Source organism: Rubritalea sp., from assembly GCF_051252225.1.
Taxonomy (GTDB): Bacteria; Verrucomicrobiota; Verrucomicrobiia; order Verrucomicrobiales; family Akkermansiaceae; genus Rubritalea.
This window is the reverse complement of the sequence record NZ_JBPOGE010000025.1, coordinates 1-21,858: the sequence shown is the minus strand read 5'-3', so window position 1 is coordinate 21,858 and position 21,858 is coordinate 1. Positions and strand designations below refer to the sequence as shown.

Here is a 21,858-nt window from a genome sequence, read left to right as displayed (position 1 = left end):
ATTGACGAACTTCGCTGGCATGAAGTATTTATATCACACTCAACAAGCCCGACAGAACCAATCGCAGAGTGGTATTATGAGATAGCGAACTCTAGCTGGGGGTTGAATGAAAAAAGAGCCCCTAAGGGCTCTTTAAGAAAACGTGAGTTAGAGAGGAGTGGCGTGAAACCTAGATTAGGTCCTGTTCCGCCTTCGTCCAGTCAAGTTCAGGTGTGCCAGGGTGACCGCTTTTTAGGCGCTCCATGTAGTTGAAGTAGGCTGCTTGTTGGAGGTCATCGTATGTAGGAGTAACCTTAGCTACTACAAGATCGAGCTCTTGATCTACTGCTTTGGCCTTCTTAGTAGCTTTTTTCGCAGTTTTCTTTGTTGTCTTCTTCGCCGCCACTTTTTTAGTAGCTTTCTTCGCAGTCTTTTTTGCTACCTTAGTAGCAGTTTTCTTAGCGGTAGCTTTTTTTGCAGTTTTCTTAGCCATAGAGGGTGATTGGTTGTTGCTGATACTCTTGAGAGTTATACCAGATGAAGCAAGCAAAGTGCCAATAGTTTTATTTGCAACTAATTATTTGTGAACGATGTGCCATAGATTCGTTTAATTAGATAGAGCTCAGTTGCTTGCTAGTCCTTGATAATTAGTGTGTTTGTGTGAAAAAAAAGCCCAGATCACAAAAGTGAACTGGGCTTACATATTGAAGATTTAGACCCGATAGGAACTAAGGCTCAATGATGGCATAGTCGCCATCACTACGGCGGTAGACTATCTGTAGGATATCGCGTCGCGCATTAGTATACACAACGAATGGTTTATCAGAGAGCTCAAGTTCCATGATAGCTTCTTCTTTGAAGAGCCTTTTGAGTTTTTGAGTTTCTCTGTGAATAATCATAGGCTCTGGATCAGCCTGAGATTCCTCTGGGTGCGTGTCTAACACATCGTGTGCGTAAACTCGCTCATCTAAGTGCCTGATAGTTTCCTCAGGTGAACCTCTGTATTTTTTGAGTAAGCGTGTTTTGTGCTTACGCATACGTCGCGCAATCTTAGAGATTGTTTCGTCGATAGCCGCATACATATCAGGTCCTTCCGTTGACGCGTCTATCGTGATGTGATTCGCGCAGAACAGGATGATCTCTGCTACATGGCGATTCTTTTTAACATCGAGTACCGCGCGAGCTTCTATAATGCGCGGATAATCGAGATGCAGGGTGCCAATCTTCTTCTCTACGAAGTCTCTGATGGCATCCGTAATTGTTTCGTGACGTACTACGATATTGATCGGTGGGTCAACGTTTGCTGTTTGCATCTTTATTTTTGTCCTTTCGTTTGGGTTTGGGTTGAAAATTAAATTGAAAGGTTTAGTGAGGAACTCTCGCTCTATTAGAGTGAGAAATCTTCACCAAGGTAGTGTTTACGAGCGAGCGGGTCGTTCGCAATTTGGTTGGCAGTGCCTTCAATGATGGCCTTGCCGTCGTCCATCACATAGGCGTGATCAACGATTTTGAGTGTTTCGCGCACATGATGATCAGTGATAAGAATGGAGAGTCCATCTTTGTCACGGAGTTCACGCACGATCGTGTGAATAGCTTCTACTGCTTTAGGGTCAACGCCAGCGAATGGCTCATCTAGCATAAGAAGTTTCGGGTTAGTGCAGAGGCAGCGCGCTATGGTGAGACGGCGCTTCTCTCCACCGGAAAGTGTGAGGGCAAGGGATTTGCGAAGCTTGGTGATACGGAAACGCTCCATAAGCTGTTCAGCTTTTTCCTTGCGTTGTTTGCTGTTCAAACCTTTACAGGTTTCGAGGACAGCTAAGAGGTTGTCTTCTACGCTAAGTTTGCGAAAAATGGATTCTTCTTGGGGGAGGTATCCCATTCCAATACGTGCACGTTTGTGCATGGGGAGAGTGGTAATGTTTTTCCCGCTAAATGTGACAACTCCCGCATTCGGTGGGACGAGTCCCGCGATCATGTAAAATGTGGTAGTCTTGCCAGCTCCGTTAGGTCCAAGTAGTCCGACAATTTCGCCATCGGCGACTGTCATACTCACGCCGTCAACGACAGCGCGACCTCCATATACTTTTTTGAGGTCTTCAGCACAAAGTAAGAGTTGCTTACCAGTTCTCTGACTTACTTTGTCACATCCTGATGATGTGTTGCTAGGAGCTTTTAGTGTTGCGCTTGGCATTTTAATTTAGCGAATGCTACTACTGCTGTAGTTCATTTAGGTCTGCCTCTATTTCATGTTTACCCTCTATTCGGACACTCATGTTAGGCAGTATTTTAATATAACCAGAATCTGAAAGAATGCGAGCAATAGTGTTACCTTGTTGCACTGTTGGACGGCCACCTTTGAGGATGATGATCCCCGTGTCCCCATCGTAGGTGGCTATCTCGGAATGAGTAATGATAGGTTTTCCTTCGCTATCTTTCGCTCGAATAATTACATTCCCGATGGCGATAGCTTTGTCAATTCCGTCGAATTTAGGGGTGCTGCCCGGTTCATCTGGTGCCGCTGGGTCTTGCGGTAGCTTTTTAAGAAATACCTTTAGCTCGTCTGAACAGGTCAAATGTGCCTGAGGGTGGATGACAACGACATTTTTTTGGTAGATGGCGGTGCCAGTGATGGAGTCAAAATACATGCCATCAGCAGCTTCTACAGAGACAGGGGTGGCATCTTTTCTTGGGGTTAAGGGCTCAGCTGTTTCTTTGACTTTAGTGTCATTGGAAACGATGGTGGTCAGCTCTGTGTTCAAGGCAGAGCGCTGCTCATTGAGCTTTTCAATATCTTGATTAAGCTGCTTTTCAGCCTCAATCGTGGATTGGTCGACTTTAGAAATGATCGCGTCACTTGGCTTAGCAAGGCTGTCGATTTCCTGGATTTCTTGCGCAGTGAGTAAAGCTGGAATAGAGGAGCCTATGATTACTACTTTTTGAGCAGCTTTCTTAATTGGTGTCGTTTTTTTCACAGGCTTATTAGCAAGAGCTGAAGTGGATTTACCCTCTGACGAAGTCTTCTCTTTATTCTCTTCAAGATAGAACAGAGTTTGTGTTTTTCCTAGTAAAAAGCCTACACGATTATCCCAGTTAGAGATAAGGCCTTGAGCTGCAATATCAAATTGCTTACCAAAAATTGTAAGATTATGCGTGGAGTGTATGACTCCTTGCTTTTCGAAGTAGAATGCGGAGTTTAAGTGTGTCTCAGCCTGTTTGATCCCCTCGTTATAGATCTCCAAGTTTACGTCATTCCCCTTTAATTTATCGTCGGCTAAAAACTGGATACGCTTAGCCGTCATGTGAGAGGTTAGACGATAATTTTTGTCATAACGAGGGATCTGTATATTTTGTAAGCTGCTTCCAACTGGGAGGACTTCACGTAGTCTATGTGAAGAGGTTCCCATTTGGGCATGTAGAACTAATGGAGTTAGTCCCCATGCCAAAGATGCGAGTGTTAGAAGACAGCGCATAATCGTGCGGATTAGCCATGTGCAGCTTCGTGCACGGCAATAAGGCGCTTGAGTACGGATTCAATGTCCGAGAGGGGGATTTGGTTAGGGCCATCTGATAGAGCTTCAGCTGGGTTAGAGTGCACTTCCATGAAGACTCCATCCACGCCAGTCGCTACGGCAGCACGGGCTAATACTGGAGCTAGTACGCTGTCACCACCAGTGGAGCCACCTAGGCCACCTGGGCGTTGTACTGAGTGAGTAGCATCAAAGATCACACGAATACCTTCTTCTTTCATCCAGTAGAGGGAGCGCATGTCTGCGACAAGATTGTTATAGCCGAAGGATACGCCTCGTTCGGTTAGGTAGAAATCATCACAGCCGAATCCTTGCATTTTCTTTGCGATATTCACTGTATCCCATGGTGCTAGGAATTGGCCTTTCTTGATATTCACAGTTCGGCCAGTTTTTGCACACGCTTCGAGAAGGTCAGTTTGGCGACAGAGAAAGGCTGGGATTTGGAGCAGGTCGATGCTTTCAGCAGCAATGGCCGCATCTTCAGGTGTGTGGATGTCCGTAGTCACCGGAATACCGAGTTCTTTAGAGATCTCTCCGAGAATGCGTGTGCCTTCTTGAACTCCAGGCCCACGGAACGCGTCACCAGAAGTGCGGTTTGCTTTATCGTAGGAGGCTTTGAAGTACCACTTGATACCTAGGCGGTCGGCGATTTCTTTGATGGAGCGAGCCATGTCCCAAGCGAATTCTTCGCTTTCGAGTCCGCAAGGTCCGAGGATGTAAAATGGTTGATTCATTGAATTAGAATAAGAAAGTTAAAATGTACTATCGTGATATTAGCCTAGGTCTTCGGCATCTTTGTAGAGCGCCTGGATGTTAGTAAGAGCTTTATTAAGGAGCTCCACTTCTTCACCAGAAAGATTTCCTTTCGATTTTGCAGTGAGCATTTCGAGTGAGTCTAAGACCGATTTAGCAGCTTTCAAGTTGATGCTTTTTTCTCCGGTCGATGGATTTGGAATTTGTCCGAGAAAAAGACCAGCGTTTTGGGCTTGGAGCAGGACGAAGTCGTAAAAACGAACATCAATATTAGGTGTGTTAGCCATGGGTAGAGTTGGATGTTTCAAATAGGCAGTACGATTAACGAAGTTTGGCTCAGCCAAATTTGTTAGATCCTGTCTAGATTGATTTCCAGTAAGTGAAAATTGTATAGGAATTAGAGGAACTTGCTACTTCTAATTATGCTGTTCGGGAGCCTTGAACACGGATTTGTTCGCGTTTTAGCCAACCTTCAATGAAGAAGGGGACAATAGGAAGGAGTGAAGTGAGAAAAATGAGGCCCGCTTGCTTGAATGACCACTTCGCTGACTCCATTGCTTGGTAAAGAAAGACGCAGTAAATACAAAAGAGGATACCGTGGATCATTCCAGGTGTCCGTATGGCTTCATCGTCTCCTAAAATGCGCTTCAAATAGATGGAGCAAAAAAGAAGATAGATGAAAGAAAAGGCCTCAAGATAGCTGATCAGCCTGAATCTGCCGATTGAGTGATTGAAGAATTGCATAGTAATTTGTTAGAGAATTTCCTCGATTGGGATCTTGGCGTTGGTCGCGACGATGCTCCAAACGTCTGGCTCGCCTTCGACTTGAGTAAGTTCGGTCTTGCCGCCTGCAGCTTCTAGTAGGAGTTGGCCAGCGGCGATGTCCCACAGGGAGATGCGAGACTCGACATAGGCATCAAGACGTCCTGTAGCTATGTATGCCATGCCTAGAGCTGCTGAGCCCATCATGCGCATTTTACGAGCACGTAGTGAAGCTCGCTTGAAGCGCTCTAGACCTTTTTCTAATGCTTCTTCTGTTTTTCCGCAGCCAAAGAAGAGAATTGATTCTTCGATTTTGGTGCGTGGAGATGCTGAGATTTCTTTGCCATTCAGGAGTGCAGGGCCGCCTTTTTCTACTGTCCAGAGTTCATTCATAGCAGGGTCGAGGATGACACCTACGATTAGTTCATCCTTGTGACGGAGTGCGATAGAAATACAGAAATGAGGGATTCCGTAGAAGTAGTTTACCGTACCATCTATAGGGTCAACGATCCACTGGTAGTCAGAGTCTTGGTTGCCAGCTAGTCCTTCTTCACCATAGATAGCATGGTCAGGAAACTGCTCTAATAAGACGCCAACAATGAGGTCTTGAGATTCGCGATCGAGAGCTAGCTTAATGTCATGGTGCAGAGCTTTATCAACGCTGAGCTCCTTGCCAAAATGCTCCATCAGGAGCTCGCCAGATGATTTTGCTGCGGTTACTGCTGTTTCAAGGAATGTCATCACTGAAGTTGCTGGGTTTAGGCTGTGAATTCTACTCAGCTTTATCTAGCTGAATACGTGGGAAGACAGGCTTTGGCTTTGCCACTTCATGACCAACGGGGATTAGACCCCACTTGATATCAGCAAGTGTGATGCCAGATAGCTTATCGGTCATGAGTTGTGCCTGGATACGATCACATGCTTCAGGAATCACTGGTTTCAGCAGTACTGAGGCTATAGCAACCACCTCAACGATGTGAGAAAGAATCGCATTTACTTGATCTTCGTTCGCTGGATCTTTAGCGAGCCTGAATGGCTCGTGGAGATCGATGAGGGCATTTGCGCTGCTGATAAATTTAATAATGCCTTCAAGTGCGAAGGACACATTATGTTTATCCATGTGCTGTATGTAGCTCTCAACTGTTCCTGGTAGAGAATCTCTGAGAGCTTTGAGCGATTCGTGCTCGTAGGTGAACTCTTTGGTGATGCCGCCGCAATAGCGTTTTGTCATGTTGAGCGCACGGTTACACAGGTTGCCTAGGTTGTTGGCGAGTTCTGTATTGAAGAGCATGACGAGGCGTTCGTGATCGTAATCAGAATCGCGTCCGGTGTGGATGTCACGTACGAGGTAATAGCGGACAGCATCTTGGCCGAACTGTTCAACGAGGTTGACCGGGTCGATCACGTTTCCGAGAGATTTAGACATCTTTTCTGAGCCGTCGCTAGATTTGATGTTCCACCAGCCGTGTACTAGGAGTGTAGGCATTTGTTCATTACTGAAGCCCATAGCCTTAAGCATGCATGGCCAGTAAATGGAATGTGACGGAACGAGGATGTCTTTGCCTATGATGTGAAGGTTCGCAGGCCATAGGTCTTCGAAGTTCGGCAGGTCAGAGCCTTCAGCTTTGTTATAGCCGGCAAAAGAGATATAGTTGATGAGTGCGTCGAACCAAACGTAGGTGACGAATTCGGTGTCGAATGGGAGCTCGATTCCCCAGCGGAGGCGTTCTTTTGGACGTGAAATACAGAGGTCGGTATCTTCAGCGCGTTCAATGGCGTTTAGTACATCAGCTCTGCGAAAGGAAGGAATGACGAAGTCTTCGTTAGATTCGACGAATTCGCGCAGCCACTCAACGTGGTCGCTGAGTTTGAAGTAGTAGTTTTCTTCATCACGTTCTTCGACTTGTCCCCATTCTGGGCCGAATTCACCGTCTTCGTTACGCTCTTTGTCAGTGAGGAACTGTTCCTGACGAATCGAATAAAAGCCTTTGTAGTGCTTTTTATAAATTTGCCCGTTGTCGTAAAGTTTCTGAAGGATTTGTTGGACGCACTCTTTGTGGAGTGGGTTTGTGGTTTCAGCCCAGCCATCGTATGCGAGGCCCAGTTTTCCCCACGCGTTTGTAAAGTTCTCTGTGGTGCGCGTGACGTATGTATTTGGATCGACGCCTTCCTTTTCAGCAGTTTGCTGCACTTTTTGACCATACTGGTCGACACCTGTGAGGAGGTAGGACTCTTCGCCTTTTTGTTTGCGGTAGCGATTGAGTACGTCAGCTAAGACTTTTTCGTAGGCGTGACCGATGTGTGGCGAGCCATTCGTGTAGTCGATGGCGGTGGTGATATAATACATTTGAGATTGGTGATTTGAAATTTGTGATACGCTTAGTCACGCGTTTTGTCGACTTTGCCGCCGATGCCAAGGATGGTGGCATTTTGTTTAGCGTACTCAGCTTCTGCGATCTGACCGTCTTGGACATACATCTGTGAAAGCGCGGTCCATGCTAAAAGGTCATTGGGTTGAAGCATGGTCGCTTGAATGCCGCAACCTATGGCTTCTTTGATCTGGTCGACCCTCATCAAGGCCATTCCAAGAGCTTGCCAGCCATCGAAAAAATTTGAGTCGAGTTCGACGCATTTGCGGTAGCCGATGATGGCTGTTTCAAAGTCACCAATAGCTAGTTCGCCATTGGCATCATCGAAAATATCTTGGATTGATTCTGACATGAGAGGTGTTCGCAACTCAGCCCGCTGGAGTGGCGGGCTGAGTGAAGTTAGATGCTGTTAGTAATAGTTAGCTTACTCGACGAGTGGAAGCTTCAGATCTGCATCGTCTTTAAGGCTGTTAACCCAAGCGTTAAATGCAACGTATTGAAGTTGTGTGGCTGTGTTGTCGATAAGTTGTTGTTCCTTGATCGTATCATCAGCGCTGGTCTCATAAGTACGGGAATCAACATACACGATAGATGTGATTTCGCCAGTCTCGGAGAGTTCTTTTGCAATGGATGCTGGATCAGTGATTACAGCGATTCGGAAGAGATCGTCTGCATTGTTTATGTCAGCTGGTGTGCTAGCAGCAGTGAAAGGAGCGAGAGTAGATGAGTTGAATCCTTTTTCCTGTGCCGCTTCGTTGAAGCTTTTTCCAGCGTTGATGAGTTCTGTAATCTCAGTTTGTGCTGTGATTGCGGCATCGTGCATCGCTTTGCTTGCAAGCTCTTGAATGAGGTCAGCTGTCGCAAGTTCCTTAGCAACTTCGAATTCCTTGACTGCTGGTTCGATGCGTTCATCGATACGAATTGCGAGATTGCCGTCGAGACCTACTGAAAACGTGTGGATGTTGTAGTTAATGTCTTCTGCATTGTAACTCTTAGGGTCGAAGAGAATGGAGGCGATTTGGGTACCTGGTTGGTAGTGTTTCAGAGTGAGAGCCTTGATCTCAGCAGGAGTGTTTTCGATGTTGAAAGCCTCAGTGGTGACGATAGTGAAGTCTTCGCCAGCTTTGTCTTTTGCAACTGCAGCTGCCTCGTCGAATTTAATGCCATCGGAGTCTGCTGAAGTATCAACGAATTCAGAGAAAAGCTTGGTAAGAATTTTGGTGTGGTTCTTACGCTGCTCGGTCCAGTCAGCAAGAGCTTCTTGGTAGGCGAGGTTTTGCTGAGTCACTGCAGTAGGATCAGCATCTGGTGCAGGAGTGGGGCGAGTAGGCTGGTCTGAGTCATCCAGAAGTGTGAGCACGTAGGTTGCTTTGAGTTGGACGTCGGTTTTGTACTTGTCCTTATGTGTTTCCCAGTAGGACTTAACCTCTTCTTCAGTAGGATTAATTTCTTTACTAAAGTCTTCGAGTTGGAAGTTCACTGTGCTGACTCCAACTGTTTGTGCATCTGATTTCATTTGAGCAAGGGTCTGCTCTACAGATGGAGTGATACCGCCACCGATGAGGTCGCGTGTTTTGGTGAAAACGATGTATTCACCAATGAGCTCTTGGAAATCGATTTCTTTGAATCCTAGGTTGGCTAGAGAATCTACATAGGTCGTGTACATTTCGACATCAAATGTGCCGTCGCGACCTTGGAACATGTTGTCTTTGATGTATGTTGCTGCGACCTCATTTGAGCTGTAGAGTCCCAAGCTATGCGCTTTTTTCTTAAGAAGGATTCGGTTAGTAACGAAGTCTAGGTTGCGTTGAGTTTCTCCACCTTTTGTACCCATGAGGCTGCCTACAAATTCGCGGAGCTTAATGAAGTCATTAAAATTCTGCATCTGCACGAGACGCTGAACAGCAGCTATGGTATTCTGACCTTGCTTGGAAAAGTCGTTGCGATCAAGCGCGACACCTTCCACAGTCATAAATTCATGACCAAGACCTCCTCCAGAACCACCTGGTTTCATGGTGATGACGAGGCCTGCTGCGAGCAGGATGAGGACTACGACCATAAGGCCGGTGTATTTACGCATGTTTTCGATCATGATCTGTGGCGTTATATCAGTTAGATTGCGCTGTGTTTCTGTGTGCACAGTCAGCCGCAAAGGGTTGTATGGTCTCATCTCGCAAGCTTCAACTGCGAAATGAGGTTTTTAGTGAGAGTAGTGAGAGTTTATGCCTTTTTTACTAGAAGGGCGGCATAGGCACCATCAGTCTGGTGAGATGCTGGGTGAACGATCTCTTCGGAGATGAGCTCAAATTCTGGATGCGACTTTAGGAAGTCCATGATCAGTTCTGAGTTCTCTTCTTTATCGATTGAGCATGTGGAATAAACAATTCTGCCGCCTGGTTTGATGCATTTTACTGCATTGTTTAGCAGGGACTTTTGCAGATGAACCACTTCAGAGATGCTTTCGGGTGTCATGCGCCAACGGGCGTCCACGCGCTTTCTTAGGACGCCTGTGTTAGAGCAGGGGACATCCAGGAGTATGGCGTCGAAGGTGTTATTCCATTTATCTGGAGCAGGCTTGCTCCAGTCGAAAGCTTCGGTTTCTGCAATCTTGATATCGAGTCGCTCGAGGTTTCGCAGGAGACGCGGGAGGCGTTTTGCATTCGAATCGGTACAGAGTAGTGTGCCCGTGTTTTCCATTAAGGCTGCAATTTGAGTGGCCTTTCCACCAGGTGCAGCACAAGCATCTAACACAGTTTCTCCAGATTTAGGAGCAAGGAGGTTGACTGCATGTGTGGTGGCTGGGTCTTGGATGTAGATGAGGCCCTCATCTATCCATTCACGCGTTGGAAGACCTTTAGAAACGTAGAAGCCTGAGTGACCTTCAAGAGGTGTTGCTTTGTTTGAGTTGGCTACTAGTTCTGCAGCTTGTTCTTTGAGTGGGTTAGTACGGAACGTTGTCTGCGAAGGTTGTTGATTCCACATGAGTAAATTGAGTGTGGATTCTTCTCCGTATTGTTCTGTCCAGCGATTGACTAGCCAGTCTGGGTGGGAATAGCGTACTTCGATAGGAAGTTGATCTACCATTGCGAGTAGTTCATCGCGCTCACGAATGGTGCGACGCAATAGGGCATTGATCAGGCCGCGGATTCCTTTGCGTGCTGAGTTCACTGTTTCATTGACAGAAGCATGGTCGGGTAGGCCCATGATGAGTAGTTGGAAGAGTCCTACGCGTAGATGGCAACGAACTTGTAGGTCAATATCGCCTTCGCGTAATTTACCTATCCAGAAGTCTAACAATCGCTGGTTGCGAATGCAGCCAATAATTAAGGCGTTAAGCAAATTACGATCCTCTTGGGAGAGGCTGAAAGCTCTGGCTGCATTATCGACGAGACTCTCGGCGTAGATGTGGCCTTCTTCCCATTCTTCGAGGGCTTCGGCTGCGATGCGGCGTACGTTAGTGATCACTATATATAAATTAGGAATTAGGAGAGGTGGAGTTATCCTCCGGCTGCGATGGTGATGATCTCGATAGAGTCACCATTAGAAAGTTGTGTTTCTGCATAATCGCGAGGAAAAAGCGCGATTTTATTGTACTCAACGACTACAGGCTTTTCACCAAATCCAAGTTCCTGAAGGAGGCCTAGGACTGTAGAGTTAGTAGGGATTGGCTGTTCGTTGCCATTTACTTTGAGAGACATAAAATCAATTATTTCGTAAGAATGGCTTCGTCCCAGTCTTTCCAGACAGCTTCGTAGCCTTTAGCTTTTAGCATGTCAGAAACTTGTGCTGCACTGCGCTTGTCATCAATGGTGAATTGCTCAGTGGCTTTTTGACAAGGTTTGGGTTCTTTAATTTCCACGCGGCGTCCTTTCACTGTGAGGTGGAGATCATCGTGACCAGCTCCAGTGTATCCACCGGGTTCAGTCTGTGAACCGGCAGACATATGAGTGACTCCGAGCGGAACCATAGCATCGCGGAGATTAGCTGGTTCGCGGGTGGAGAGCACGATGTTTACCTGTGGAAAGCAGATGCGGAATGCTGCGGTGAGCTGCACGAATGCGCGATCGTCGAGAAAGAGGTCTGGATTTGGCGAATATTGATAATTTCCTGCGTATGGGCGCATGCGCGGGAAGGCCACGCTAAAGCTCGCTTTCCAGCAATGCTTATAGAGGTACTCGAGGTGAGCTGCTAGAGAGAGAGCTTCTTGACGCCATGGCGCGAGACCGAAGAGGGCTCCAATGCCGATTCGACGAAATCCACCAGCATACGCGCGTTCAGGACATTCGAGTCGCCAGTCAAAATTTTTCTTAGGTCCAGCGGTATGGAGTTTCGAATAAACGTCTCGGACGTAGCTTTCCTGATAAACGATGAGTCCTTCACCGCCGTGGTTGACGATTTCAGCGTACTGATGATCTTCCATTGGCCCCACTTCGATCGCGACGGTAGGGATGAATGACTTGATGGCGTCGATGCATTTTTGAAGGTAACCATCTGAGACGAACTTTGGGTGTTCACCGGCTACTAATAGGATATTACGGAAACCTAGGGAATGAAGATGACGCGCTTCAGTGACAACCTGCTCGACCGTAAGAGTAGTTCTTAGAATGGCGTTGTCTCTTGAGAAACCACAGTAGGAACAGTTATTTACGCACTCGTTCGAAACATAAAGTGGCGCGAAAAGTCGCATGGTTTTTCCGAAGTGGCGGCGAGTGAGCTTTTGGGCCTCAGCAGCCATTGCCTCAAGTTGCTCGTTTGATGTGGGAGCAATGAGTTGTTCAAATTTCCTTAATAGCGGAGATTTGGTTTCAGAAAGTTTGTTGAATGTGTCGACGAAGGACAAAGTGCTAGCGGTCAGAGGTGGGAGGCATTATAGCCTAATAGTGTTATGCTTCAATAACGTCATTATCGCTGGAAGCAACAAGATTGAGGTAGGCCTGAATGCCTTCAGCCGGATTGTTGGCGCGCATGAGTGATTCTCCGACGAGAATACCATTAGCACCAGCATTAAGAACGCGTTGGCCGTCTGCAGGGGTTTTGATACCAGACTCAGAGATGAGTATGACATTTTCAGGTACTTCGTCGACGAGTTGCTCAGTGTTAGAGAGGTCGGTCGTGAAGGTTTTTAGATTGCGATTGTTTACTCCTATGAGATCAGCGCCAAGGTCGAGCGCGCGTTCCATTTCTTTGAAGTCGTGCACTTCTACGAGAACGTCGAGCTGGAAGGTGCGCGCTATATCATAGAGCTTTTTGAGTTCCTCATCGTTTAGGCCTGCGACGATAAGCAGAATGGCGTCAGCTCCTGAGACCACGGCTTCATAGATTTGCACTTCATGCACCATGAAGTCTTTACGGAGACATGGGATAGGTGATTCTTGAGCGATTCGTGCGAGGTAAGAAAGATGGCCCTTAAAGTATTTTTCGTCAGTAAGGATAGACATACAAGAGGCTCCGCCATCGATGTACATGCGAGCTTGGCGCACTGGATCAAAATTTGGGTCAATAATTCCTGCGGAAGGGGAGGCTTTTTTGACTTCGGCAATCACACTGAGCTTGTCTGGTCCGCGATCGAGAGCGCTGCGGAAACCTCTAAACTCGTTACGTTCAAGGGCTGCCGCTTTGAGTTTCTGCATGCGCGGGATCACGGCTTCCACTTCCAGCCGCTTGTAGTTCATGATTTCTGTCAATTTGTCCACGCGCGGGACGATAGGGGTAGTGCGAGAGATTTGAAATTTTATTTTTAAGAAAAAATATTTATAGTGAAGCTGGAGGAACTTTACTTTTCTAGATGTAATGATTTCGGAATAAATCTATCGTCTTTAACTCTAAATTTTATTCACAATACATAACGTGTGAGTTGAAAATTATTTCCTATGTTGAGTTCCTCTATAAATGAAATGCTAGAACAGGGTATCCGCTTTTTGGATCGTTTGGATGACGAAGAATACGTCCGTAAGCACCCTGATGTGTACGATGCTTCGATAGGGGCCCATTATCGGCACGTTATTGACCACTTCGCAGTTTTAATTGGAGGTATTTCCTGCAAGCGAGTGAATTATGACAGGAGAGCTCGTGACGAAGGGGTAGAAGGAAATCGATTAATTGCGCGAGCCAAAACGTTGGAGATACTCGAACTTTGGAACTCACTTGATGAACGACAAATGGATGATGTAATCGATGTCATAGGGAAGGTTTCCTATAAAAATGACACGTCGGTTGAGGTGAGTTCGACTATCGGGCGTGAATCTATGTATGTAGTGATTCACGGTGTGCATCATTTTGCGCTGATCGGTGTGATATGCAAACTGGCTGATATCCCAATGCCTGAAGGGTTTGGTATTGCTCCATCCACAGTCGAGCATAATAAAAAATTAGCAAAAATTTAGACTATGTGCACGGTTTCTTGGCAAACGGCAGAGAATCTCGAAGAGGCTGAACTGCTTTTATATTTTAGCCGCGATGAGATGAGGCAGCGTGCTCCAGGTTCTAAGCCTGAGTTGTTTCGACAAGGAGGGACTCATTATCTTAGTCCCATAGATCTTGAACGTGGAGGTACATGGATAACAGCTAATGAGCATGGCTGCATGGTATGCTTATTGAACGACTATAGTGTGAGTTTTGATTTTGAAAGAAAATGGGAGAGCCGTGGAATGCTGGTGAGAGAGCTCGCTCAATTTTACGATAGTGACGACGTTTGGCGGTATTTTGAATCTAAGGGCGACCTTTTCTATCCGCCTTTCACATTATTGTTTTGGGACGGAAAAATCATGCACCAATGGCATTGGAATACTTTCAAATTAAATTATCGGAAAAATGTTCAAGCTCCCTTTACTTCATCTTCGTGGCAAAGTGAACGAGTTGAAGCTGGTCGGATAGCATTGTTCAATGAATGGATAATTGAGGGCGGTCGCAGTCTTGAGAGTTTCCATACACATGAAATGCCGGGGGAGACTGAATCCTCGGTATGTATGTCTCGTGAATTGACTCAAACCGTGAGCCTCACTTCGGTCCTTGTCTCAAGAAACATGGTACTGATGGGTTACACTCCGCGTGATCAATCAGGAGTGTTTTTAGGCGAAACAAATATTTCACTGAGTAGAAAATAATGATGCAGAGTCAGGTTAATTGGAGACCCGTGGATACTTCTGAGATGATTCCTGTAGGAGTTTTACGAAGTATGTATAAATGGGTGCAACCAGCAGTAGAGCAGTGGCTGGGATTTGATGAGTTAGCGAAAATTTATGAAGCAGCCCAAACTAAGGGAGGTGATAGTCCTGTTGAGTTTGCTCAGAATATTCTAAGTCACCTTAATGTGAATATGCAGATGAGTGATGAACTCATTGCAGTTTTAGATGATATTAAGGGGCCTGTCGTGCTGGCATCGAATCACCCATATGGCTGTATCGACGGGATGGCTTTGATGTTATGTCTAGAGCGTTGTCGTCCAGGTCATTGGAAGATTTTTGCTAATCAACTGTTACGCTCTATTCCTGAGCTTCAGGCTGTAATTGTGGATGTGGATCCATTTGCCAAAAAGGAGGGGAGAAAGAAAAATCTCAAAGCGATGCGCACGGCATGTGAGCATCTGGCAAGTGATGGGGTGCTAGGGATGTTTCCGGCTCGACGTGTTTCCACGTGGTCTGGAAAGTTAGGGGCAATGGTGGATATGCCATGGACTGAACATGTAGCGAAGATCTGTGATATGACTAAGGCGACACTGGTGGTAATTCATATGGATGGTCGAAATAGTGATCGCTTCCTCTGTGTGCCCACTGAGAGTTTACTTCGCCGGTCATTAGCCTTGGCGAAAGAAGTGCCAATGCAGAGAGATAGAGAGCTTAATGTGTCACTAAGTAAAGTCTATCAACCCTCTGATTTAAGTCTGTTGAAGCGTGGTGGTGCAGCAAAATTACTGGCGGATTGTCATAGTGCTGCTGATCGAACGGTTGCAGCAGCTGATAGATCAGATCAGAGTTTACAAAGTGTGAGCCACGTAGTGGATTTACCAGTAGCAGATTTAGTAGCAGGCCTTCCAGAGTCTTGTTTGTTAGATGCTAGCGAAGATTTTGGGCTGTGTTTATTTCAAGGGAGACAAGCTCAGCAGGTACTGGAACAAATAGGAAGAGCTCGTGAACTTACTTTCCAACAAATTGGAACTGGATCCGGTAATGACGTGGATCTTACTCCAGAGGATACATATTATCACCATTTGCTACTATGGAGTAAAGTATCAGGTGAGCTCGTAGGAGCGTATCGCATTGGCTTTATTCAGGAGGTGATCCGTGAGCGTGGAGAAAATGGAGTGTATCTCAACCACGTCTTTAATTTCGATCCAGAGTTTTATCAGAAGCTGGGAAATGCGATGGAGTTGAGTCGTTCCTTTATTGTCCCCCAGTATCAGAAAAATCCGAAAATTTTAGACCTACTGTGGAAAGGTTTAGGCCAAGCAGCGAATTTGAAGCAAAGTTACACGATGTTCGGATCAGTAACGATCTCTGCTAGTTTTAGTCCATTGAGCAAGTCAGTACTTGTTGAAACCTTACTGAAATACTACTCCGATGAAGCTGAATTGTTTAAGTTGGTTAAAGCAAAGGTACCGTTTGAAGCTACCACTACATACCATGGGTTAATAGCTGACGCATGGGCTGAGGATGGGGTCAATCGGCTCAACGCTGTGATTGAGCATTTTGAAAATGGAGAGAAGTCTATTCCACCATTGATCAGGTACTATGTCGCTCTAGGAGCCAAGTTTCTCGCATTTAATGTGGAGCCAACATTTAACAATGCGATCTATTGTCTACTCAGAGTGGATCTTAAGAAAATGCCCCCGAGATATAGGAAGCGTTTTTTAGGTGAGTAGCTAGAGCTTTAACTTTCTTAATGCTTCAATACGTTTGAGCATTGGTGGGTGAGAGTAGTCTAAAAAGACGGGGAGAGGGTGAGGAGTGAGGTTGACTAGGTTGTCAGCTGAAAGTTGCTTAAGGGAGTCTATTAGGTGGTTGGGAGTGCCTTGTGCATTAGCGGCATAGGCGTCGGCTTCGAACTCGTGCTTTCGGCTAGTGCTATTTGAGAGTAAACCGAGAACTCTGTTCACAGGGGCGAAGAGAATGAAGAAGAAAATAAGGCCAGCATAGACGGAGACGTTTTCTACTGAAAATGCTTCGAATAGTGTTTGTGCGACAGGGTTCGCGGGGTTGGTGACTACCCCAATAAGGTAGAACAGGACTGCGCTTTGGATGATGCCGACAACCATGCGCTGGACGATGTGTTTACACTTAAAGTGGCCAATTTCGTGAGCAAGTACTCCGACTAGACCTTTGACTGAATGTTTCTCAATGAGTGTGTCGAAGAGTGCAATTTTCTTATTCTTACCAAAGCCAGTAAAGAACGCGTTAGACTTAGTAGAGCGCTTCGATCCGTCCATGATGTGGATTTCAGTGAGAGGGAACTCACATTTTTTAGCGACAGCATTAATCTCATCTTTAAGCTCGCCGTCTTCCATTGGCTCGAACTTATTGAATAGCGGTAGGAGATAAGTAGGTGCGAGATAGGTGAGTAGGAGTTGGATTACCGTGAATGCCAACCAAGCCCAGAGCCATGCGTTTTCAATCGAGTTGAATATCCAAAGAATGAGAGCGAGAATTGGAACTCCGATCACTGCCATTAAGAGGAGACCTTTAATTTGATCAACAACGAAGGTTTTAGGAGTTGTTTTATTGAAGCCGAATTTTTCTTCAATCACGAACGTAGAATAGAGCTGAAATGGGATGCCAATGATAGTCTGGCCGAGTAGTAGAATTCCCATAAAGCAGATGCCTGTGATGATCTCACCATAGCCAAAGCCTCTAGTAAGTGTATCTAACCAGCCAAACCCTCCGATGAGCCAGAAGGTGAGAGTGAGTGCAAGGTTGAAAGTGGATTGGAAAATGCCAAATTTAGAAGTAACGCGTGTGTACGACTGTGATTCTGCATATTTTTCTTCGGTGAAGATCCCCTTGAATTCTTTTGGGAGTTTTGGGTCTAGAGCTTTTAGGTTCAGTAATGTGGCAATCAGGTCAAGGTTCCACAAGGCAAAGAGTGAGATGATGATGATGATCCCAAGGGCGTTAGTCATGGGGCGAATAGAAGCTATGGAGCGCAGCTTTCAAGTCTCAATTCAGCTATTGGCAGTTTCGTGAGATTTGTTAGGTTGCATGCGTATGAAATGGATAGGGATTTTAGCGAGTGCACTTTTAGCTAGCTGTGCAGCTGATAAAGGAACTGAACAAGAGGATGCCAAGCCTGTCGCTCCTGTTTCAGCGTGGAGGAAGTCACCACCAGCTTGGGTGAATGGAGCAGAGGTTTACTCTGAGGTGGAGCCGCTCTATGGAGTCGGAGCTGTTTCTAAAGAAAAGCTGATCTACCGTTCTGGTACTGCAAATTTTGATGGGCCTATGAACTGGAAGTTTGTAGCGGAAGGGGATCCAGCAGTTCATAAGAATTTAAGAATAGACGCAGTCCAGGTTACTACCGAGAAAACGCGTAGGAAGGTGAACGTGCCGCAACTTATGCTAGGGGGGGGGCGCGCGTTTGCTTATGAGGAGATTAAGAAAAAACGTCGATTTAGCTTAAAGAAAGAGGAGGTCGAAGACGAGGTGCAGCCACGTTGGATGGCTGAGGTGCAGATTCCAACCACGCTACAACTCTATCCGAAGGTGGATGGTAAGGTCGTGGTCGCAGCTAAGATCAGTGTCGAAACTGATACGGGATTCGTTTCTGAGTGGGTGAATTTTGCTCTTTTACCGAATAGTAATAAATCGAAGAGTTTCACCTTTCGTCAGACGATGGTCGAGTACGGTGGAGTACCCATTGATTAGATATAGAACATAGGTCCGTCGTCGGTCACTACGAGAGAGCTAAGCTTGGTTTCTGCGAGAGATTTGGTGAGAGATTTGCTGATCTGACTCCATGTTTTCCTCACGGCGTCACCAGATTCGCCTTCGCTTGTTGTGGTATCCTCCAGTAAGTTGGGTTCCACCGATAGGACGATGTCATAAAGAGATATATCTTCAGCCTTGCCAGATAGCAAATATCCTCCAAATTTACCGCGCTTGCTGGTAACGAGCCCTGACCTCCGAAGGTCGTTGAGAATTTGCACAAGAAAGTTGGCGGAAATGGCTTCGCGCTTTGCAATCTCATCGAGACGAGTAATTGTCTTGCCGTCAGCATGCTTTGCGAGTTGCGTCATTGCGCGGCACGCGTATTCTAACTTCTGGGAAACTCTCACGCACCAATCAAGACCACATCATGTCCGAAAATTCTAGCTCTAATCCTAATAATCTTTGTAAGAGTGCTCATGTTTCCATAGATGAAGTGTGGGATTTGTTGAGGGAGCGAGCTCAGATGGTTGCAGATAGGGAGCCTCAGTTATGCTCACTTGTGTTTGATACGGTTTTAAATAGGGACAATCTTGGAGAGGCATTAGCAGCGCGTATGTCGCGTAAACTTTCTAGAGAGGATATGTCCCGAGAGGAGCTTGAGCCTCTTTTAGGTGAGGTGTTCGACTCTCAAGAAAAAATTGTTAATAGCGCAGCAAGTGACATGATGGCTATATTTGATCGAGATGCAGCCTGCGATTCTCCGCTTGAACCTTTTCTCTTTTTTAAGGGTTTTATGGCAATGGTCACTTATCGTGTTGCGCACCATTTCTGGAAAGTTAATAGGAAAAGTTTAGCGCTTTATTTTCAAAGTATCTGTAGTGAGGTGTTCTCGGTAGATATCCACCCAGCGGCACAAATAGGCTGTGGTATCATGTTAGACCATGGAACTAGTGTGGTTATCGGGGAGACGGCAATCGTAGAAGATAATGTTTCCTTAATGCACGAAGTGACACTGGGCGGGACTGGTAAGACCTCTGGAAATAGGCATCCTATTGTTAGGACTGGTGTCATGGTTGGCGCCGGCTCTAAGATTCTTGGACGAGTCGAAATCGGCTGCTGTGCTAAAGTGGGAGCAGGTAGTGTGGTGCTAAACGATGTGCCAGCCCATGTGACAGTGGCGGGTGTGCCTGCAAGAGTACGAGGTAAGGCTAACAATCCTGCGATTGATATGAATCAGCGTTTTGAATGTGGTCAGATCTAACCATCAATCCATTCGGCGCACTGGTTATTGAATTTTAATAGTCTGTGCGAGCTAGATTAAATCACATTACTTTTGCAGAGGTCTATAAGCTCATCGGCTGTTAGGCCTTTTTCTATTAGACTTCTGATGGAGCGTGCGTCGTTGCGTTTGGCTAGTCGTTCACCATGTGCATCGCATACTAGGTCGTGATGATGGTAACGCGGTTCTGGGATTTCTAGAAGAGCTTGGAGGGAGCGGTGTAGGTGAGTTGATTCTAATAAATCTTTGCCACGGGTGACGTCGGTAATATTTTGGAAAGCATCATCAACGACTACCGCGATGTGGTATGAGGTGCCAATGTCCTTACGAGCTAGGACGAGATCGCCAAGTAAATGGTGGTTGACTTCTATACTGCCACGGAAGCTATCGTGAAAGGTGAGTTCACCAGTGAGCTTTTTAGCTTTGTTAGCGTCAAATCGCCATGCTGGAGTTTTACCCGCACTTAGGTTCGTTTCTATCTCCGCTTTGGAAAGCTTTTTACAGGTGCCTGGGTAGAGTGGTCCATCTGGGCCGTGTGGCGCGCGCGTTAGGTTGCATAGCTCGCGCTCGATATCTTTACGTGTACAAAAGCAGGGGTAGACGACTTTGAGGCTTTTGAGTTTCTTTAGTGCAGTGGCGTAGGCGTCAAAGCGAGTAGTTTGCCGCAACGGAGGCTCTAGCCATTGGATTTCTGTATCGTGAAGATCTTTTTCGCATGCTGAGTAGAAGTGCTCTCGGACGCGTGTTATGTCTATGTCTTCGAAACGTAATAAAAAACGGCCGCCATGTTTTACTGCGAGATCGCGAGCAAACAAAGCGGCGTAGAGGTGTCCAAGATGGAGTTGGGCAGTAGGAGAAGGCGCAAAGCGCGTAGTGCATTGCTCGCTGCTGCTGACCATATTTTTTCCTTACCCTTTAATTTCTAACAACATTTGAGCGTTGTTGTGGAAGCGTTTGAGGAAGAAGATAAGCCGCTCCATTGCTTCGTGAGGTCGTGCTCCAGAGAGACCACGTCGGATGAGGTGGATCTTATGGAGCATGTGCTCAGGGAGTAAGAGCTCTTCTCGGCGTGTACCGGATTTGAAAATATCGACAGCAGGGTAGATGTATTGCTCCGCGATGCGTCGATCGAGGACGAGTTCCATATTACCGGTGCCTTTAAATTCTTGGAAGATGGCTTCGTCTGCGCGGGAGTTCGTGTGAACTAGAGCAGTGGCTACAATGGTAAGTGATCCAGCTGAGCGTGTGTTTCGTGCGGCAGCAAAGAGTCTGCGAGGCATTTCTAGTGCGCCGGCGACGATGCCACCGGATTGTATACCACGGCCTTTACCTTGTTTGCTTCCGCCTAGGACACTGTTGTAAGCGCGAGCTAGTCGGGTAATAGAGTCCATGAGAAGGAAGACGTGTTCTCCGGCCTCAACGAGGCGTTTGGCGCGTTCGATACAAAGTTCGGCAACTCGGCAGTGGTTCTTCGCCCCAGAGTCATTGGAACTCGCATAAACTTCTGTGCCGGGAAGGCTCATTTTAAATTCTGTGACTTCCTCGGGGCGTTCATCGACGAGAAGTACCATGAGGTGCATGTCTTCATTGTACTTTTCACGAATAGCTTCAGCCATGTGGAGCATAATTGTAGTTTTTCCTGAACGAGGAGGAGATACAATAAGGCCACGCTGACCGCGTCCGATTGGTGACATGATGTCTAACACGCGCGTCGTGAAACGCTCAGGTACGGTTTCAAAGGGGATGCGCTTGTCTGGATTGACCGCTTTAAGTTCATCGAAGTGCGGGAGCTTTCGAGCTTGGTCGGCTGGTTTGCCATTTACGGTTTTGAGCTCAGAGAGCTGAAGGCCGCGAGGTCCGTGCATGGCAATACCTTCAATCCATACGCCTACTCGGAGGCCGTATACTCTGACGATGTCAGGAGAGATAAAGACATCGTTATTTGATTGTTCGAGGTCAGCAGAGAGTTCGCGTAGAAAACCAAAGCCTTTTGGGCTGAGTTCTAGAATACCGCTGACTGCTTCCGGTGGGCCTGTGAGTTCCACTGGCTTAGGATCTTGGTGCTCTTTGTTTCCGCCACGGCGGTTATTATTACGGCGAGCATTGTTGTCTCGATTGCGATTGTTGTCCTTGTTGCGACTGTTGTCCTTGTTGCGACTGTTGTCCTTGTTGCGACTGTTGCCCTTATTGCGACTGTTGCCCTTATTGCGATTGTTGTTGTCGCGATTGTTGTTGTCGCGATTGTTGTTGTCGCGATTGTTGTTGTCGCGATTGTTGTTGTTGTCGCGATTGTTGTTGTTGTCGCGATTGTTGTTGTTGTCGCGATTGTTGTT

Annotated in this window: 24 protein-coding genes; 5 read left to right on the top strand and 19 right to left on the bottom strand. The window is 46.5% G+C overall.

What is annotated here, in order from left to right; genetic code table 11:
• Nucleotides 1-169: 169 nt before the first annotated feature.
• From ACSHX2_RS14725 to trpC, 15 genes are all read right to left on the bottom strand, one after another.
• Nucleotides 170-472 carry a hypothetical protein gene (locus ACSHX2_RS14725; RefSeq protein ID WP_435693717.1) on the bottom strand — a complete coding sequence of 101 codons (303 nt, stop codon included), beginning with the start codon at nucleotides 470-472 and terminating at the stop codon, nucleotides 170-172.
• 235 nt (nucleotides 473-707) lie between these two features.
• Complete coding sequence (gene hpf, locus ACSHX2_RS14720; RefSeq protein WP_435693716.1) at nucleotides 708-1,292, bottom strand: ribosome hibernation-promoting factor, HPF/YfiA family; 585 nt, start codon at nucleotides 1,290-1,292, stop codon at nucleotides 708-710.
• A 74-nt stretch (nucleotides 1,293-1,366) separates the two neighbouring features.
• Nucleotides 1,367-2,170, bottom strand: a complete 804-nt coding sequence (gene lptB / locus ACSHX2_RS14715; RefSeq protein WP_435693715.1) for an LPS export ABC transporter ATP-binding protein — start codon at nucleotides 2,168-2,170, stop codon at nucleotides 1,367-1,369.
• A 19-nt stretch (nucleotides 2,171-2,189) separates the two neighbouring features.
• Nucleotides 2,190-3,449: an LptA/OstA family protein gene (locus tag ACSHX2_RS14710; RefSeq protein WP_435693714.1), complete on the bottom strand. Its 1,260-nt coding sequence runs from the start codon at nucleotides 3,447-3,449 to the stop codon at nucleotides 2,190-2,192.
• Nucleotides 3,450-3,460: 11 nt separating this feature from the next.
• Nucleotides 3,461-4,240, bottom strand: coding sequence for a 3-deoxy-8-phosphooctulonate synthase (gene kdsA, locus ACSHX2_RS14705; RefSeq protein WP_435693713.1), 780 nt, complete (start codon nucleotides 4,238-4,240; stop codon nucleotides 3,461-3,463).
• Nucleotides 4,241-4,279: 39 nt separating this feature from the next.
• Nucleotides 4,280-4,546, bottom strand: a complete 267-nt coding sequence (locus tag ACSHX2_RS14700; protein WP_435693712.1) for a DUF1844 domain-containing protein — start codon at nucleotides 4,544-4,546, stop codon at nucleotides 4,280-4,282.
• 133 nt (nucleotides 4,547-4,679) lie between these two features.
• On the bottom strand, nucleotides 4,680-5,003 hold the full coding sequence (locus ACSHX2_RS14695) for a DUF3817 domain-containing protein (RefSeq protein WP_435693711.1): 324 nt from the start codon (nucleotides 5,001-5,003) through the stop codon (nucleotides 4,680-4,682).
• A 9-nt stretch (nucleotides 5,004-5,012) separates the two neighbouring features.
• A complete protein-coding gene (locus ACSHX2_RS14690; RefSeq protein ID WP_435693710.1) occupies nucleotides 5,013-5,762 on the bottom strand; it encodes an inositol monophosphatase family protein in 750 nt (249 codons plus the stop codon).
• A gap of 31 nt (nucleotides 5,763-5,793) precedes the next feature.
• Nucleotides 5,794-7,368: a class I tRNA ligase family protein gene (locus ACSHX2_RS14685; protein ID WP_435693709.1), complete on the bottom strand. Its 1,575-nt coding sequence runs from the start codon at nucleotides 7,366-7,368 to the stop codon at nucleotides 5,794-5,796.
• A 32-nt stretch (nucleotides 7,369-7,400) separates the two neighbouring features.
• A complete protein-coding gene (locus tag ACSHX2_RS14680) occupies nucleotides 7,401-7,742 on the bottom strand; it encodes a hypothetical protein (protein ID WP_435693708.1) in 342 nt (113 codons plus the stop codon).
• Nucleotides 7,743-7,814: 72 nt separating this feature from the next.
• On the bottom strand, nucleotides 7,815-9,530 hold the full coding sequence (locus ACSHX2_RS14675; RefSeq protein WP_435693707.1) for a SurA N-terminal domain-containing protein: 1,716 nt from the start codon (nucleotides 9,528-9,530) through the stop codon (nucleotides 7,815-7,817).
• 80 nt (nucleotides 9,531-9,610) lie between these two features.
• Nucleotides 9,611-10,855: a 16S rRNA (cytosine(967)-C(5))-methyltransferase RsmB gene (rsmB, locus tag ACSHX2_RS14670; protein ID WP_435693706.1), complete on the bottom strand. Its 1,245-nt coding sequence runs from the start codon at nucleotides 10,853-10,855 to the stop codon at nucleotides 9,611-9,613.
• A 32-nt stretch (nucleotides 10,856-10,887) separates the two neighbouring features.
• On the bottom strand, nucleotides 10,888-11,088 hold the full coding sequence (thiS, locus tag ACSHX2_RS14665) for a sulfur carrier protein ThiS (protein WP_435693705.1): 201 nt from the start codon (nucleotides 11,086-11,088) through the stop codon (nucleotides 10,888-10,890).
• An 8-nt stretch (nucleotides 11,089-11,096) separates the two neighbouring features.
• Nucleotides 11,097-12,230: a 2-iminoacetate synthase ThiH gene (gene thiH, locus ACSHX2_RS14660; RefSeq protein ID WP_435693704.1), complete on the bottom strand. Its 1,134-nt coding sequence runs from the start codon at nucleotides 12,228-12,230 to the stop codon at nucleotides 11,097-11,099.
• A gap of 43 nt (nucleotides 12,231-12,273) precedes the next feature.
• Nucleotides 12,274-13,083, bottom strand: coding sequence for an indole-3-glycerol phosphate synthase TrpC (trpC, locus tag ACSHX2_RS14655; RefSeq protein ID WP_435693703.1), 810 nt, complete (start codon nucleotides 13,081-13,083; stop codon nucleotides 12,274-12,276).
• A 201-nt stretch (nucleotides 13,084-13,284) separates the two neighbouring features.
• Here trpC and ACSHX2_RS14650 point away from each other — a divergent pair, with 201 nt between their 5' ends.
• Genes ACSHX2_RS14650 through ACSHX2_RS14640 form a run of 3 tightly spaced genes read left to right on the top strand, consistent with a single transcriptional unit; the run spans nucleotide 13,285 to nucleotide 16,247 of the window.
• Nucleotides 13,285-13,773, top strand: a complete 489-nt coding sequence (locus tag ACSHX2_RS14650) for a hypothetical protein (RefSeq protein ID WP_435693702.1) — start codon at nucleotides 13,285-13,287, stop codon at nucleotides 13,771-13,773.
• 3 nt (nucleotides 13,774-13,776) lie between these two features.
• A complete protein-coding gene (locus tag ACSHX2_RS14645; protein WP_435693701.1) occupies nucleotides 13,777-14,493 on the top strand; it encodes an NRDE family protein in 717 nt (238 codons plus the stop codon).
• A complete protein-coding gene (locus ACSHX2_RS14640) occupies nucleotides 14,493-16,247 on the top strand; it encodes a lysophospholipid acyltransferase family protein (RefSeq protein WP_435693700.1) in 1,755 nt (584 codons plus the stop codon). The genes ACSHX2_RS14645 and ACSHX2_RS14640 overlap by 1 nt, the downstream gene beginning before the upstream one ends.
• Here the strand turns inward: ACSHX2_RS14640 and ACSHX2_RS14635 are convergent, their stop codons facing one another.
• Complete coding sequence (locus tag ACSHX2_RS14635) at nucleotides 16,248-17,501, bottom strand: M48 family metallopeptidase (RefSeq protein ID WP_435693699.1); 1,254 nt, start codon at nucleotides 17,499-17,501, stop codon at nucleotides 16,248-16,250. It lies immediately after the preceding gene.
• A gap of 85 nt (nucleotides 17,502-17,586) precedes the next feature.
• Between ACSHX2_RS14635 and ACSHX2_RS14630 the strand changes: the two genes are divergently transcribed.
• Complete coding sequence (locus ACSHX2_RS14630; RefSeq protein ID WP_435693698.1) at nucleotides 17,587-18,243, top strand: hypothetical protein; 657 nt, start codon at nucleotides 17,587-17,589, stop codon at nucleotides 18,241-18,243.
• On the opposite strand, the gene ACSHX2_RS14625 is transcribed toward ACSHX2_RS14630, so the two are convergent.
• On the bottom strand, nucleotides 18,240-18,653 hold the full coding sequence (locus tag ACSHX2_RS14625; RefSeq protein WP_435693697.1) for an RrF2 family transcriptional regulator: 414 nt from the start codon (nucleotides 18,651-18,653) through the stop codon (nucleotides 18,240-18,242). The genes ACSHX2_RS14630 and ACSHX2_RS14625 overlap by 4 nt on opposite strands.
• A gap of 20 nt (nucleotides 18,654-18,673) precedes the next feature.
• Here ACSHX2_RS14625 and cysE point away from each other — a divergent pair, with 20 nt between their 5' ends.
• The gene (gene cysE / locus ACSHX2_RS14620) at nucleotides 18,674-19,507 is read left to right on the top strand and encodes a serine O-acetyltransferase (protein ID WP_435693696.1); all 834 of its coding nucleotides are present in this window, start codon (nucleotides 18,674-18,676) and stop codon (nucleotides 19,505-19,507) included.
• 56 nt (nucleotides 19,508-19,563) lie between these two features.
• Here cysE and gluQRS read toward each other — a convergent pair whose 3' ends face one another.
• Together gluQRS and rho are read right to left on the bottom strand one after the other, a co-directional pair.
• The gene (gluQRS, locus tag ACSHX2_RS14615) at nucleotides 19,564-20,424 is read right to left on the bottom strand and encodes a tRNA glutamyl-Q(34) synthetase GluQRS (protein WP_435693695.1); all 861 of its coding nucleotides are present in this window, start codon (nucleotides 20,422-20,424) and stop codon (nucleotides 19,564-19,566) included.
• Nucleotides 20,425-20,433: 9 nt separating this feature from the next.
• On the bottom strand, nucleotides 20,434-21,858 hold a 1,425-nt coding region (gene rho, locus ACSHX2_RS14610), incomplete at its 5' end, for a transcription termination factor Rho (RefSeq protein ID WP_435693694.1).

Coding starts and splice junctions, on each gene's coding strand:
- ACSHX2_RS14725 (WP_435693717.1), bottom strand. CDS start 472: ATGGCTAAGAAAACTGCAAAAAAAGCTACCGCTAAGAAAACTGCTACT.
- hpf (WP_435693716.1), bottom strand. CDS start 1,292: ATGCAAACAGCAAACGTTGACCCACCGATCAATATCGTAGTACGTCAC.
- lptB (WP_435693715.1), bottom strand. CDS start 2,170: ATGCCAAGCGCAACACTAAAAGCTCCTAGCAACACATCATCAGGATGT.
- ACSHX2_RS14710 (WP_435693714.1), bottom strand. CDS start 3,449: ATGCGCTGTCTTCTAACACTCGCATCTTTGGCATGGGGACTAACTCCA.
- kdsA (WP_435693713.1), bottom strand. CDS start 4,240: ATGAATCAACCATTTTACATCCTCGGACCTTGCGGACTCGAAAGCGAA.
- ACSHX2_RS14700 (WP_435693712.1), bottom strand. CDS start 4,546: ATGGCTAACACACCTAATATTGATGTTCGTTTTTACGACTTCGTCCTG.
- ACSHX2_RS14695 (WP_435693711.1), bottom strand. CDS start 5,003: ATGCAATTCTTCAATCACTCAATCGGCAGATTCAGGCTGATCAGCTAT.
- ACSHX2_RS14690 (WP_435693710.1), bottom strand. CDS start 5,762: ATGACATTCCTTGAAACAGCAGTAACCGCAGCAAAATCATCTGGCGAG.
- ACSHX2_RS14685 (WP_435693709.1), bottom strand. CDS start 7,368: ATGTATTATATCACCACCGCCATCGACTACACGAATGGCTCGCCACAC.
- ACSHX2_RS14680 (WP_435693708.1), bottom strand. CDS start 7,742: ATGTCAGAATCAATCCAAGATATTTTCGATGATGCCAATGGCGAACTA.
- thiS (WP_435693705.1), bottom strand. CDS start 11,088: ATGTCTCTCAAAGTAAATGGCAACGAACAGCCAATCCCTACTAACTCT.
- ACSHX2_RS14650 (WP_435693702.1), top strand. CDS start 13,285: ATGCTAGAACAGGGTATCCGCTTTTTGGATCGTTTGGATGACGAAGAA.
- ACSHX2_RS14645 (WP_435693701.1), top strand. CDS start 13,777: ATGTGCACGGTTTCTTGGCAAACGGCAGAGAATCTCGAAGAGGCTGAA.
- ACSHX2_RS14640 (WP_435693700.1), top strand. CDS start 14,493: ATGATGCAGAGTCAGGTTAATTGGAGACCCGTGGATACTTCTGAGATG.
- ACSHX2_RS14635 (WP_435693699.1), bottom strand. CDS start 17,501: ATGACTAACGCCCTTGGGATCATCATCATCATCTCACTCTTTGCCTTG.
- ACSHX2_RS14630 (WP_435693698.1), top strand. CDS start 17,587: ATGAAATGGATAGGGATTTTAGCGAGTGCACTTTTAGCTAGCTGTGCA.
- cysE (WP_435693696.1), top strand. CDS start 18,674: ATGTCCGAAAATTCTAGCTCTAATCCTAATAATCTTTGTAAGAGTGCT.
- gluQRS (WP_435693695.1), bottom strand. CDS start 20,424: ATGGTCAGCAGCAGCGAGCAATGCACTACGCGCTTTGCGCCTTCTCCT.